The organism is Kitasatospora sp. MMS16-BH015, assembly GCF_002943525.1.
Taxonomy (GTDB): domain Bacteria; phylum Actinomycetota; class Actinomycetes; order Streptomycetales; family Streptomycetaceae; genus Kitasatospora.
Genome location: NZ_CP025394.1, coordinates 4778512 through 4791366, shown reverse-complemented (window position 1 = coordinate 4791366; position 12855 = coordinate 4778512). Strand labels below are relative to the sequence as shown.

The window sequence follows — 12855 nt, the reverse complement described above, 5'->3', positions numbered from 1 at the left end:
GCGGTGACGCCGGACGGAGGAGCACAGAGATGGCGAAGATCCCCACCGCCGCGATCGCCGCGACGGGGCTGCTCGGTGGTTACGGCGCGGCCCGGTGGAGCGGGCGGCGCGAGCTGGGCGGGGCGGTGCTGGCCGTGGCCGGGGCGGCGGCCGCCGTGCAGTGGAAGAAGCAGAGCGGGCCGGCCACCGCCGCCGCGCTGACCGGCCTGTACGTGGCGGCCTTCGGCGGCTCGCACCCGCTGGCCAAGAAGATCGGCGCCTGGCCGTCCGTCTTCGCCGTCACCGGCGTGGTCGCGGCCGCCTCCGCCCTGGCCCCGAGCAAGTAGCCAGGAAGCCAGGGGCAGAGCAGCCGACGCCTCAGGAACCGAACCGGGCCTCGAACGCGGCCCGGTTCGGCGAGACCGGCGACCGGTCCCAGACCGCGAAGACCACCGTGTCGAAGGCCGCGCCGTGGCTGCCGAGGGCCTGGGCGAAGGCCTCCGCCACCTCGGCCGGGTCGTTGCCGAACACCCCGCAGCCCCAGGCCCCGAGCACCAACTCCCGCACCCCGTGCCGCTCGGCCACCGCCAGCACCCGCCCGGCCCGCTCGACCAGCTCGGCCCGCACGTCCACCGGTCGGCCTTCCGAACGCAGCGCCAGCTGACCGGCGTTGGGCGCCGGCGAGGTCAGGAAGGAGACGGGGTAGGGCCGTTCGAGGAGCTCCCGGTGGTCGTCCCGGATCACCGGCACGGCCGGGGAGAAGATCACCCGGTGGCTGTACCGCAGGTCGGTCGAGGCCCGGTGCGCCTCGTAGTAGTCGGGGGCGGCCAGCAGGCAGTGGTAGAGCAGGGCCGAGCGGCAGAGGTCCTCCTCCTGGGCCTTGGACCCGCGCAGGTAGCCGCCGCCCGGGTTGCGCGCGGAGGCGAAGTTGAGCACCCCGACGTGCCGCCCGCCCGCCTCGACCAGCCGCCGGGCCGCCGTCATGCTGCCCTCGGCCGTCACCTCGATCCGGCCGCCGTACGGCCCGGCTCCGGCGGGGTACTCCTCCTCGGGCCCGTACGAGACCGTGCCGGCCCGGGCGGCGGCCAGCGCCGCCGCGATCTCCACCTCGGCCCCGGAGGGCGCCTGGTAACTCCCCCGCGCGGCGATCTCCTCGTTGGACGCCGCGACGTTCTGCAGTCGATTTCCCATCCGCGTCACGCTAGGTCATCAACTCCCCACCCGCCAAAGGTTTTCCGAGGCAGGAAGCGGTCAGGTACGCGGAAGGCCCGCCCCGCGGAGCGGGACGGGCCTTCGGAGGCGGTGCGGAGCCGGTCAGCTCTTCCAGCGCGGCTTGCGGTCGTCGCGGTTGAAACCACCGGAGCGGTTGTCACGGTCGCCGAAGGACGGACGGCCACCACGGTCGTCACGGTTGAAGCCACCCTGCGGGCGGCCACCCGAGCGGTGGTCGTCGCGGCGCGAGAACGGACGGCTCGCGCCGGCGGCGCCACGGTCGCGGTCACCGAAGGACGGGCGGTCGCCGAAGGAACGGCCGCCGCGGTCGTCGCGGTTGAAGCCACCGGAACGGTTGTCACGGTCGCCGAAGGACGGACGGCCACCGCGGTCGTCACGGTTGAAGCCCCCGGAACGGTTGTCCCGGTTGAAGCCACCCGAGCGGTTGTCGCGGTTGAAGCCACCGGAGCGGTTGTCACGGTCGCCGAAGGACGGACGGCCACCGCGGTCGTCACGGTTGAAGCCACCACGGTCGCCACGGTCGCGGTCCCCGAAGGAGCGGGCCGGACGGTCCTCGCGGTTGAAGCCACCCGAGCGGTTGTCGCGGTCACCGAAGGAACGGCCGCCACGGTCGCCGCGGTCGCGGTCACCGAAGGACGGACGGCCACCACGGTCGTCACGGTTGAAGCCACCACGGTCGCCACGGTCGCGGTCACCGAAGGAGCGGGCCGGACGGTCCTCGCGGTTGCCGTAGGACGGGCGCTCGGTGCGGGCCTCGCGGTAGCTCGGGGTGCGCTCGGCCTCGACGGCGGGGGCGGCGGCCTCGGCGGCCGGGGCCTCCTCGGTGGTGTCCTCGGCGGCGGGGGCCTCGTCCTCGATGCCCAAGTCGGCACGCTCACGGGCGGCGCGGGCGGCCAGGCGGTCGGCCTCCTCGCGCAGCTCGGTGGCGCGACGCTGCGCGCGCTCCAGCTGGCGGGTCATCTCGGCGACCTCGCGCTCGGCGGCACCGGCGATGCCGGAGGCCGACTCGGCCTGGACCTCGACCAGCGAGCGGGCGCCGGTGATCTTGGCGACCTCGGCGTCGAAGGCGTGGTCGAGGATGTGGCGGCTGGCCTCCACACCCGCGTCCTCCATCAGGCGGAAGACGCCACGGCGCTGGTGCGGCAGCACCAGGGTGACGACGGCGCCGGAGCGGCCGGCCCGGGCGGTGCGGCCGGAGCGGTGCAGGTAGTCCTTGTGGTCACCGGCCGGGTCGACGTTGAGCACCAGGTCGATGCCGTCGACGTGGATGCCACGGGCGGCCACGTCGGTGGCGACGACCACGTTGACGTAGCCGTCCTTGAAGTCGCCGAGGACGCGGGTACGGGCGCCCTGGGTCATGCCGCCGTGCAGCGCGTCGGCCTTCACACCGGCCTCGATGAGCTGCTCGGCCACGCGGTCGGCGCCCATCTGGGTGCGGACGAAGATGATCGTGCGGCCCTTGCGGGCGGCGATCGCGTTGGTGATCGGGGCCTTGTCCTTCGGCTTCACCACGAGGATGTGGTGCGTCATGGTGGTGACGGCACCGGCCGACGGGTCGACCTCGTGGGTGACCGGGCTCTTCAGGTAGCGCTTGACCAGGGTGTCGATCTCGTTCTCCAGGGTGGCGGAGAAGAGCAGGCGCTGACCGCCGGCCGGCACCTGGTCGAGGATCTCGGTGACCTCGGGCAGGAAGCCCATGTCGGCCATCTGGTCGGCCTCGTCGAGGACGACGGTCTCGACGTCGCCGAGCTTGGCGCTGCCGCGGTTGATCAGGTCACGCAGACGGCCGGGGGTGGCGACCAGGACGTCGACACCGCGCTCCAGCGCGTAGATCTGGTTCGACATCGAGGTGCCACCGCAGACGACCTTGAGCTTGAGGCCGAGCACCGAGCCGAAGGGCTCCAGGGCGTCGGCGACCTGCATGGCCAGCTCGCGGGTCGGCACCAGGATCAGGCCGCGCGGGTGCTTCGGGCGGGTGCGCTCGCCACCGGCGAGGCGGGTGAGCAGCGGCAGGCCGAAGCTCAGGGTCTTGCCGGAGCCGGTGCGGCCACGGCCGAGCACGTCCTTGCCGGCCAGCGCGTCCGGGATGGTCGCGGCCTGGATCGGGAACGGGGTGGTGACGCCGCGCTTGGCGAGCGCCCGCACCACGTCGTCGTGCAGGCCCAGGTCACCGAAGGTGACGGTGGGCTCGGCGGGGGCGGCCTCGGCCTCGTCCTGCTCGGCGACAGCGTCGGTGTCGGCGTCGAGCTCGGCGTCCAGCTCGTCCAGGTCGGCCGCGATCTCGGCGGCCTCGACGGCGGTGGTCTCGAGGGAGTCGGTGGTGGGGGCGTCGGAGTCCGAGCCGTTCGCGGGCATGGCGAAGCGGGCGTCGTCAACGAGAGACAATGCAAAACCTTCCGGAAGTGGCACGCGCCAAAGTCCGGGGTTCTGTTACACAACCGCCTCTATGCGGTCAGCCACGGATCACCGGAACGCGCCAAGGGCGCCAGTTAGTGAATGAGGGCGCCAGACAAATGGATCATACGAACGATCTACCACCATAGGCGAACCTGGGGATCGGAGGCAAATCCCCTGGCCAGACCGCTAATGAGCGGAGGGCTCGGCCGATGGAGCCGCCGAACCACTGGTGCTGGGCGAGGGTTCCGGGGAGGGCGCGGCGCTGGAGGCGCTCGGCGAGGGGGTCGGCGAGGGGTCGGTGGGGGCCGAGGGGGTGGGCGAGGCCGGGGCCGCGCTGTGCGAGGCGGAGGGGTGCGGGCTGGGGCTGCTGCTGGGCGCCGGGCTGCCGGGCGGCAGCGGCGCGGGGACGCCGGGCGCGACCGGCACCACGGCCGGCAGGCCGGGGGCGCTGCCGGTGACCGAGGCGGTGGGCGTGCTCTGGGCACTCGCGGCACCGGAGGAGCGCTCGCCGTGCTGCCCGCCCCCGCTGCGCGCCCCACCGGGGGCCGCCGGACCGCTCTTGGTGATCGCCCCGCCCTGCCCGACCGGCTGGATGCCGGGCGCCTGCTCCGAGGAGCTGCCGCCCACCGACATGCACCCGGTGACGCCCACCCCGGCCCCGACCCCGGCCAGCGCCAGGGCCACGCCCCGGAGCGCCCGTCGTCGCCGCGCGCCCCCGGCCCGCTCCGCCGCGCCCGTCCTCGGGGCCACCGGGGCCGTCGTCCTCGCATCCGGGCCCACCACACGTACCGCTTCCACCGCGCTTACCTCCCGCCGGGCCGCCCGCCGTACGGCGCACACCGCCCGCGCGGCCCCTTTCGGTGCCCAACGCGCGCGCCCCGCCTCCGGACACGGCCCGAACAGCCGCTCGGGCTCAGCCCCAGATCGCGGTGGCCACCTCGGTGCCGAGCCAGACCGCTCCGAGGCCGGCCAGCAGGCTGCCGCACACATTGGCGAAGGCGAGCAGCCGCGCGCCGGTCTCGGCCAGCCGCAGGGTCTCGTAGCCGAACGTGGAGTACGTGGTGAGCGCGCCGCAGAAGCCGGTGCCGACCAGCAGTTGCAGGTGCGGGGAGCCGGCGCCGGCGGCCACCGCGCCGCCGACCAGGCCGAGCACCGCGCTGCCGACCACGTTGACGGTGAAGGTGCCCCAGGGGAAGACGGTGTCGTGCCGGGCCTGCACCACACGGTCCGTCAGGCACCGCAGCGGCGCACCGACCGCGGCCCCGGCCGCCACCAGTAGCCAGTTCGCCGCACTCACGCCCCGTCCCCGAACCTGACGGTCTCACAACTGTCCAGCACCGCCAGGCCCTCGGCCACCAGACCGGCCAGCTCCGGCAGGAAGGCTCGGACGCGCTCGGGCGCGTCCACGATCACCACGGCCACCGGCAGGTCCTCGCCGAGCGAGAGCAGCCGGGTGGTGTGCACCACCGCCGAGCCGCCGAAGCCCTCGACGCCCCGGAACACGCTCGCCCCGGCCAGGCCGGCGGCGTGCGCGCGGTGCACGATCTCGCTGTAGAGCGGGCGGTGGTGCCAGACGTCGTTCTCGCCGACGAAGACGGTCAGCCGCAGCGCGGCCACGGTCTCGATCGCGGTCTCGTTCTCGATCACGTTCACGTTCTCGTTCTCGATCACGTTCTCGTTCATCGGGCCGTCCTCCGTCCGAACGCCCACCGGGTCAGGCTCGCGCTCAGCCAGACCGCGCCGAGCGCGGCCACCAGCGTGCCCGCCAGGTACCCCAAGCCCTTGACCGCCTCGCCACGCTCGACCAGGCCGTGCGCGTCCAGCACGTAGGTGGAGAAGGTGGTGAAGCCGCCGAGCACGCCGGTGCCGAAGAACGGGCGGAGCAGCGGGTGCGGCGCCCAGACCTCGGTCACCGCCACCAGGAAGAAGCCGATCACGGCGCAGCCGACCACGTTGACCAGCAGCGTGGTCCACGGGAAGGCCCCGGCGGCGGTGGGCCAGAGCAGCCCGGCGCCGTACCGGGCCCAGGCCCCGAGCACCCCACCGAGCGCGACCACTCCGAGCACGGGCCCCTGCCCCTGCCGGTGGGCCCGCGCCCGCGGCGGCGCGGCCTCCGCGGTCCGTTCGACTGTCATGCCCACCAGTCAACCACCACCCCGATCGGCGGCATCCCGGGCGTGGCCGCCCGCCGCACCGGCCCCGATCACCCGAATCTCCGGTGTCGATCACCTGGCGCACCGTCACCGGGCACCCGACAATGAACCGGTGGACATGACCCGGGACGAGTTCGAGACGCTGGTCGCCGATGCCCTCGACCAGATCCCCCCGCAGCTCGCCGCGATGATGGACAACGTCGCGATCTTCGTCGAGGACGAGCCCGATCCGGCCGAGCCGGAGCTGCTCGGGCTGTACGAGGGGACGCCGCTCACCGAGCGCGGCGAGTGGTACGCCGGGGTGCTCCCCGACCGGATCATCATCTACATGGGCCCGACCCTCCGACACTGCGCCACCCAGGAGGAGGCCGTCGCCGAGGTCCGCACCACGGTCATCCACGAGGTCGCCCACCACTTCGGCTTCGACGACCACGAGCTCCACGAACTCGGCTGGTCCTGACCAGCCCCGACCCACCCCCACCCACCTGCCGTAAACCGTTTTGGTGTTCCCGCCCCACATCCCATATGCTTCTCGACGTCCCCGAACGCCGGATTGAACCGGCGGGAAGAGCCGCAAGCCCTCATCGTCTAGTGGCCCAGGACGCCGCCCTTTCAAGGCGGTAGCACGGGTTCGAATCCCGTTGGGGGCACGCAGTACCGTAGTACAGTCAGCTTCGCGAGAGGCTGAAGCGGATAGGATCCGCACAGATGGTCCTGTGGAGCAGTTGGTTAGCTCGCCACCCTGTCAAGGTGGAGGTCGCGGGTTCAAGTCCCGTCAGGATCGCTCGTCTCGCAAGAGACGGTGCAGTACGGCCAGGTAGCTCAGTTGGTACGAGCGCCCGCCTGAAAAGCGGGAGGTCGCCGGTTCGACCCCGGCCCTGGCCACTGTACTGAGAAGGCCCCCGAAGCACTCGCTTCGGGGGCCTTCTCGTGTTCCCCGGGGCTAGGCTGAGGCTGCTGCCCGGCTCACCCCTGGAGACACCGCGCATGAACCCGGAGCGCTTCGCCCTCCTCGAGGAAGCCCGCCGGAGCCTGCCGGACGGCTTCAAGGTGGAGCTCTCGGGCGACACCATCGTGATGACGGTCAGCCCATCCGGCATCCACCAGCGGAACCTGCTGCTGGTCCGCCGGCAGTTCGACCGGCACGCCCCGGCCGAACTGCTGCCCAGCGAGAACACCGACCTGGTCTCGCCCGCCGTCGGCAAGAGCCGCAACCCCGACCTGACCTACCTTCCGGAGGTCGCGCTGCAGACCTCGGCGAACCAGATCCCGGCCGAGCTGGCCGCGGTGGCCGTCGAGCTGGTCTCGCCCTCGAACCCGGAGAACGACTGGGTGGGGAAGGTCCGCGACTACCCGTTGATGGGGATCCCGCTGTACCTGCTGGTGGATGCCCGGCAGAAGTCCGTCACCCTGTTCAGCCGGCCCGAGGGGACCAGGTACCACCGGCGCGAGGACGTGGAGTTCGGTGAGACCCTGCACATCCCCGAGCCGTTCGGCTTCGACCTGGTCACCGAGGACCTGCTGGCCTACTGAGCCGTGACTCCGTCCAGGTAGACGGCCGACTGGCCGGTGGCTCCGGGGGCGGGGGCGAAGTCGACGCCGACCTCGCAGACCTGGGTGAGGTCGGGGACGTTGGCGAGGTTGAAGGCGAGGCGGGTTGCGGTGGGGGTGACGGGGAAGGGGCCGCTGTCGTGCCAGGCGCAGGTGGGGCCGGTCTTCAGGTAGAGCTTGGCCTCGGTGCCGGTGGCCTGGGCGCCCCAGGGGGCGGTACGGGCGGTGGCGGTGAGGATGAGGCGGCCGCTCAGGTCCGCCGGGGCGGGGAAGCGGTGGAGCAGGAAGGACTCGCCGTTCTCCAGTTGGACGTCGGCCTTGAGGGCGTGGGTGCCCTGGGCGGACCACTCGGTGACCGACCAGGGGCCGTTCTTGATCTGCCAGGCGCCCCAGCCCTCGGTGGTGCCGGTCTCGAAGTCGCCGAGGGCCGCCGCCGGGCGGGTGGCCGTCAGGTTGTCCAGGTAAACCGCGCTCTGGCCCGCGGCCCCGGCCGCGGGCGCGAAGCGGACGCCGATCTCCCGCACGTCCGCGAGGTCGGCCACCCCGGCGAGCGGGAGGGTGAGCACGGCGCCGTCCGGGCCGACCACCGTCGGCCCGCTGTCGTACCAGGCCAGGCCCGCGCCGGTGCGCAGGTAGAGCTTGGCCGTGGTGCCGGCCGCCGGGCTGCCCCAGGGCGCGGTGCGGGCGTCCACCGAGAGCGTGGCGTACCCGCTCAGGTCCTGGTGACCGGTCTTGTCCAGGTAGGTCTCGGGCTGGGCCAGGTCCACGTCGGCCTTGAGCGAGGAGGCCCCCTGGGAGGCCCATTCGGTCACCGTCCAGGGCCCGTGCAGGGTCTGCCAACCGCCCCAGCCGTCCAGGCCCTGTTCGAAGCCCTCCAGCGGCACGCCCGGCCCCGGGGTCCGCGGCGGCCCGGCCGGGTCGGTCTTCGCGCCGAGGTCGATCCCGCCCAGGTCGACCGTCCAGCGGTCGTTCCACAGGGCCGTGGCGCCCAGCTGCGCCGTCGGCCCCCACTGGTCGTTCCAGGCCAGGAAGTAGCTGGTGGCCGGGAAGCGGGTGCGGATCGCCTCGGCCCAGCGGCCGTAGTCGTAGGAGGCGGGGGCCGGCAGGTGGGTGGCCGGGTCGTTCGGCGGTCCGATCTCGGCGAAGGCGAACGGCTTGTGCAGCGCGGTCAGCTCCTCGTAGCCCTGGGCCGCCGCCGGATCGGCCGGGTAGCAGTCCAGGCCGACCACGTCGGTGTAGGCGTCGCCCGGGTAGTAGGCGGCCCTGTCCCCCGCGCCGCAGAGCGGCGAGTAGACCCAGAGCAGGTTGTGCAGGCCCTTGGCCTGGGTCAGGTAGCGGTAGGTGTACTGCCAGACAGCGGCGTACGCGGCCCGGTCCTGCCCGCTCCACCAGAAGGCGTTCGGCCCGGAGGTGTTCATCTCGTGGAACGGGCGGAACAGCACGGGCACGCCCGCCGCGTCCAGCTCGGCCAGCCCGGCGGCGATCCGGTCCAGGGTCTGCTGCCAGGCGGCGCCGAGCGGCGTGCCCGGGTCGGTGAGCTGCGGGAGGCCGTCCAGGTGGTGGTAGAGGCCCTGGAAGTTCGGCTGCGCCGGGTTCGGCGCGTGCACGCTGACCGAGACCAGGCCGCCCTTGGCCCACCAGGCCTTGAGCTCGGCGTTGCAGGAGTAATCGACGGTGGCGCTCCCGCCGGCCCCGTAGTCGCAGGCGATCAGCCCGGGGTACTGCCCGGTCTGCGTCTTGAGCCCCTCCACCTGCCCGAGCGAGAAGGTCGTCCCGCTGTACCCGGCGAACATCCCGGACACCACCCGGTGGCCGGCCCGGCCGGGCAGGTGCCCCAGCCAGTCGAGCACCTGCCCGGCCGCCGCCGTGGCCTGCGGATCGGACGGGGTCGCCACGGTGGCCGCCGAGGCGGCGGCGGGGAAGGCTCCCAGCAGCGGGACCAGCAGGAGCGCCGATATCAGTGCGGCGCGGATTCTCTGAAACATGATCAGGATCCAAGCAGAAGGACCGCGCTCAGTGCGGGCGGTGGAACACGGCCCAGCAGGTCTTGCCGGTGGCGGTGGGCACGGCGCCCCAGTCATCGGCGAGGGCGGCCAGCAGCGGGAGCCCCCGGCCGTGGGTGGCGAGGGCGGCCGGGGGCGGGGTGCGGGGCAGTCGGGCGGAGGGGTCGGCGACCTCGATCCGGAGCGCGGCCGGGGTGGGCAGCAGCCGGAAGGAGAAGTCACCCCCGGCGCGCCGGACGGCGTTGCCGGCCAGCTCGGTGGCCACCAGCTCGGTGGCCTCGGCGAGTTCGGCCGGCAGGCCGAGGGTGGCCAGGGCGCCACGTAGCACGAGCCGGAGCTCGGGGACGGCCCGCTCGGCGGGGTGGCAGCTGAGGGCGAAGCGGTGCCAGCTGAGCGGCAGGGCCTCCCGACTTCCCTGCGTGGCACCGGACATCATGGCTCCGATCGTCAACTACGGTCAATGATTCGGTACTTGAGATACGGAACAGACGCTAGGACGATGACAGGCCGGGGACCCGGAGAATTCCTCCGGGTGGGGGAAGGGAATCGACGGCATGCCTGGCATGGAGAAGGACGAAAGGGACGACGGCGAAGGTGAGTTGAGCCTCGGGGAGCGGATCGCCTGGCACCGGCGGCGCCGGGGCCTCTCCCGGGAGGTGCTGGCCGGCCTGGTGGGGTGCTCGGCCGACTGGCTCGGCCGGGTGGAGCGCGGGGTACTCACCCTGGACCGACTGAGCGTGATCAGCGCGCTGACCGAGGAACTCCACCTCCCGACAGGCGAGTTGCTGCCCCGACCGGCGCCCCCGGCACGGGCCGCCGGCTCGCCCCGGCTGCGCCGGGCGCTGAGCGACTACCGCCCGCCGGCCGGCCCACCGCCCGCGCCTGAGCAGTTGGCAGCGCTGGTCGCGGCGGCCCGGGCGGCGTTCCAGTCCGGCGCGTACGCGCGGGCCGAGCGGCTGACGGCCGAGCTGCTGCCCACGGCCCGGCGGGCGGCCGAGGAGCAGGAGGGTGCGGGCTCGGGCCGCCGGGCCCCGGCCTCCGAGGAGCCGGAGGGCGGCGGGCAGAGGCTGCTGGCCCTCGCGTACCAGGGGGCGGCGATGCTGCTCACCCGGGTCGGCGAGGCCGAGCTCGCCTGGCTCGCCGCCGACCGCGGGCTGACCGCCGCCCGGGCCTCGGGCGATCTGGCCGTGGTCGGTTCGCTGTACCGCTCGCTCGCGCACTGCCAGCTCACCGCCGGCGAACCGGCCGCCGCCCGGGAGATCGTGGTGACGGCGGTGGACGCCCTGCGCGGCACCCGGGCGGCCCGGACGGCGGACGGGCTGTCGGCCCACGGGAGCCTGCTGCTGGTCGGGGCGGTGGCCGCCGGACGGCTCGAAGACCGGGACGGCGTAGGGGAGTTCCTGGCCGAGGGCGAACGGCTCGCCGCCCGGCTGGGCCGGGACGCCAACCACCTCTGGACGGCCTTCGGGCCGACCAACCTGACCGTGCACCGGGTCTCCGCCACCATGGAGCTCGGCGACGCCCGGCTGGCCGCCCGGCTCGGCGACCACCTGGACACCTCCGCCCTGCCGCCCGAACGCCGGCTCCGGCTGGCCCTGGAGACCGCCCGCGCCCACGACGCCCGCCGGCACCGCGACCGGGCCCTCGCCCTGCTGCTGGCCGCCGAGCACGAGGCACCGGAACTCGTCCGCCACCATGTGATCGCCCGCCGGCTGGTCACCTCCTGGCTCCGCCGCCAACGCGGCCGCCCGGACGCCCACCTGGCCTACCTGGCAGCCCGCCTGGGCCTCCCCGGCTGAGCCGGACCGGCGCGGCAGCCAGCACGAGGACGGCGATCAGGCCAGTGCGGCGGCCACCACGGCGGCGGCGAAGGCCAGCACGGTGGTGCACGGCTCGGCGGCGGGCCGGGCCAGCACCGCGCGGCTCGGCGGGTAGTCGGTGACCGGGACGAAGCGGATGCCGTCGGCCCGGTGGGTGGCCTCGGTGCCGGCCGGCAGCAGGCCGACCGCCCGCTGCCAGACGACGGCGTGCAGGCACTCGGGCACGGTGCGGACCACCGGCCCGGCGACGGCCCGGGGAAGGGGGGCGGAGCGGGGCGGCGGCACGGTGGCCCCGGCCGGGGCCGAGCCCTCCGACTCTCCGGCCCAGTACGCCCGCCAGGCCGGGTCGGCGGCATCGGGCAGGCGTATCCAGGGGCGGGCCCGGAGCTCGGCGACGGTCAGCGCCGGGCGGCGGCCGAGCGGGTCGTCGGCGGCGAGGACGGCCACCAGGGGCTCGGTGCCGAGCGGGTGGACGGCCAGGCCGGCGGTGTCGAAGGGCAGCCGGGTGAGGGCGAGGTCGACCCGGCCGCTGCGCAGGCCGGCCGTGGGGTCGGTGAGGTCGGCCTCGCGCAGGTGCACGTCGACCTCGGGGTGGGTGCGGCGGAAGGACCGGACGGCCCGGCGGCCGAGACCGGGGGCCGCACCGGCCACGACGGCGACCACCAGGGTGCGGCGGCCCGTCTCGCGGGCCCGCTCCGCCGCCTCCAGCAGCTCCCGGGCCTCGCCGAGCAGCACCTCACCGGCCGGGCTCAGCCGCAGGCCCAGCGCCGAAGGCTCGAACAGCCGGCACCCCAGCTCCGCCTCAAGCTCCCGGAGGCCGGGGCTCGGCACGGACGGCCCGGGCTGCGGCCGGGTGGCCGCCCGCCCGTAGTGCAGCTCCTCGGCCACGGCGACGAAGTGGCGCAGGCGGCGAAGATCCATGGCGGCACCCTACCGACCGCCAGTGACATTCGAACGCCGGGCCGGGCCGTCCGTGGCGGAGAGCCCCGCTCCCCCGGGCCGGGCCGTCCGTGGCGGAGAGCCCCGCTCCCCCGGGCCGGGCCGTCCGTGGCGGAGAGCCCCGCTCCCCCGGGCCGGGCCGTCCGTGGCGGAGAGCCCCGCTCCCCCGGGCCGGGCCGTCCGTGGCGGAGAGCCCCGCTCCCCCGGGCCGGGCCGGGCCGTCAGGTACCCGGCCGCCGCCGTCGGCGCCGTCGCCGTCAGGTTCACCACGGCTCCGCTGGCACCGGCCGGCGCCCCCGTCGGCACGGTCAGCTGACCACCCACCCCGAGCGCGCCGTGCCCGGCCGTCCGGGTGTCCACCAGCCGCTTCGGCGTGGTTGGCCGGAACAGCGCCTCGCCCTTCGGTCCGTAGTACTCGAAGAGGTCCACGACCGCGTCGGCACCGCCCGCGAAGTTGCCCGGCTGCACGCTGCCGTCGGCCCCGATCGGCACCACGACCTGGTTGGCCACCCGGTGATCACGGTGCCGGGGCATCGGTGGCCCGGACACCTCCGGCCCCGATCGCGTTGCCGGCCAGCACGGTGTCGGTCGCCCCGGGAAGGTGATCGGGCTCCCGGACTCACCGGAACGGGTCACGGTGACCTGCTCCGGGTAGCTCCCCAGGGCGATCTGCACGGTCTGCCCGGGCTGCGCCGCATCAGCGGCAGCCTGGACGGTGCAGTACGGCCGCTCCTGCGTGCCGACGGCCGCCCCGGTCTCGGCGCAGCGACCGGGGCGGGC

14 protein-coding genes and 3 tRNA genes are annotated in these 12855 nt (G+C 74.5%); 7 read left to right on the top strand and 10 right to left on the bottom strand.

All coding sequences use genetic code 11. The features are described from left to right. The first annotated feature begins 29 nt into the window (after window positions 1–29). Window positions 30–326 (top strand): hypothetical protein, encoded by a 297-nt coding sequence (locus tag CFP65_RS20710; protein ID WP_104817578.1) that lies wholly within the window; start codon window positions 30–32, stop codon window positions 324–326. Window positions 327–357: 31 nt separating this feature from the next. Here the strand turns inward: CFP65_RS20710 and CFP65_RS20705 are convergent, their stop codons facing one another. From CFP65_RS20705 to CFP65_RS20680, 6 genes are all read right to left on the bottom strand, one after another. Further along, complete coding sequence (locus CFP65_RS20705; RefSeq protein WP_104817577.1) at window positions 358–1170, bottom strand: TIGR02452 family protein; 813 nt, start codon at window positions 1168–1170, stop codon at window positions 358–360. Window positions 1171–1293: 123 nt separating this feature from the next. After that, window positions 1294–3567 carry a DEAD/DEAH box helicase gene (locus CFP65_RS20700; RefSeq protein WP_104817576.1) on the bottom strand — a complete coding sequence of 758 codons (2274 nt, stop codon included), beginning with the start codon at window positions 3565–3567 and terminating at the stop codon, window positions 1294–1296. A 228-nt stretch (window positions 3568–3795) separates the two neighbouring features. Then, entirely contained in the window at window positions 3796–4359 is a 564-nt protein-coding gene (locus tag CFP65_RS20695; protein ID WP_158702285.1) for a hypothetical protein, read from the bottom strand. A gap of 163 nt (window positions 4360–4522) precedes the next feature. Further along, window positions 4523–4906 carry a fluoride efflux transporter CrcB gene (gene crcB / locus CFP65_RS20690; RefSeq protein ID WP_104817574.1) on the bottom strand — a complete coding sequence of 128 codons (384 nt, stop codon included), beginning with the start codon at window positions 4904–4906 and terminating at the stop codon, window positions 4523–4525. Continuing rightward, complete coding sequence (locus CFP65_RS20685) at window positions 4903–5235, bottom strand: DUF190 domain-containing protein (protein ID WP_254553040.1); 333 nt, start codon at window positions 5233–5235, stop codon at window positions 4903–4905. Before CFP65_RS20685 ends, crcB begins: the two co-directional genes overlap by 4 nt. Window positions 5236–5288: 53 nt before the next feature. Beyond that, window positions 5289–5744, bottom strand: coding sequence for a CrcB family protein (locus CFP65_RS20680; protein ID WP_104817572.1), 456 nt, complete (start codon window positions 5742–5744; stop codon window positions 5289–5291). A 136-nt stretch (window positions 5745–5880) separates the two neighbouring features. Between CFP65_RS20680 and CFP65_RS20675 the strand changes: the two genes are divergently transcribed. The 5 genes from CFP65_RS20675 to CFP65_RS20655 all read left to right on the top strand — a co-directional run bounded on the left by CFP65_RS20675 (window position 5881) and on the right by CFP65_RS20655 (window position 7295). Further along, window positions 5881–6222 (top strand): metallopeptidase family protein, encoded by a 342-nt coding sequence (locus tag CFP65_RS20675; RefSeq protein ID WP_104817571.1) that lies wholly within the window; start codon window positions 5881–5883, stop codon window positions 6220–6222. A 117-nt stretch (window positions 6223–6339) separates the two neighbouring features. Beyond that, window positions 6340–6412, top strand: a tRNA-Glu gene (locus CFP65_RS20670). A 60-nt stretch (window positions 6413–6472) separates the two neighbouring features. Then, window positions 6473–6546: transfer RNA gene (locus CFP65_RS20665), tRNA-Asp, on the top strand. A gap of 27 nt (window positions 6547–6573) precedes the next feature. Beyond that, window positions 6574–6647: transfer RNA gene (locus CFP65_RS20660), tRNA-Phe, on the top strand. Between the two features lie 102 nt (window positions 6648–6749). Next, a complete protein-coding gene (locus tag CFP65_RS20655; RefSeq protein ID WP_168219618.1) occupies window positions 6750–7295 on the top strand; it encodes a Uma2 family endonuclease in 546 nt (181 codons plus the stop codon). Here the strand turns inward: CFP65_RS20655 and CFP65_RS20650 are convergent. Beyond that, the gene (locus CFP65_RS20650) at window positions 7289–9298 is read right to left on the bottom strand and encodes a glycosyl hydrolase (protein WP_158702284.1); all 2010 of its coding nucleotides are present in this window, start codon (window positions 9296–9298) and stop codon (window positions 7289–7291) included. The two genes, CFP65_RS20655 and CFP65_RS20650, sit on opposite strands and share 7 nt — an antisense overlap. 28 nt (window positions 9299–9326) lie before the next feature. Further along, window positions 9327–9749 carry an ATP-binding protein gene (locus CFP65_RS20645; RefSeq protein ID WP_158702283.1) on the bottom strand — a complete coding sequence of 141 codons (423 nt, stop codon included), beginning with the start codon at window positions 9747–9749 and terminating at the stop codon, window positions 9327–9329. Between the two features lie 121 nt (window positions 9750–9870). Between CFP65_RS20645 and CFP65_RS20640 the strand changes: the two genes are divergently transcribed. Beyond that, on the top strand, window positions 9871–11115 hold the full coding sequence (locus tag CFP65_RS20640; protein WP_254552490.1) for a helix-turn-helix transcriptional regulator: 1245 nt from the start codon (window positions 9871–9873) through the stop codon (window positions 11113–11115). A 36-nt stretch (window positions 11116–11151) separates the two neighbouring features. On the opposite strand, the gene CFP65_RS20635 is transcribed toward CFP65_RS20640, so the two are convergent. Together CFP65_RS20635 and CFP65_RS20630 are read right to left on the bottom strand one after the other, a co-directional pair. Continuing rightward, window positions 11152–12057, bottom strand: a complete 906-nt coding sequence (locus CFP65_RS20635) for a LysR substrate-binding domain-containing protein (RefSeq protein ID WP_104817567.1) — start codon at window positions 12055–12057, stop codon at window positions 11152–11154. A 9-nt stretch (window positions 12058–12066) separates the two neighbouring features. Continuing rightward, window positions 12067–12609, bottom strand: coding sequence for a hypothetical protein (locus CFP65_RS20630; protein WP_104817566.1), 543 nt, complete (start codon window positions 12607–12609; stop codon window positions 12067–12069). Between the last annotated feature and the right edge of the window lie 246 nt (window positions 12610–12855).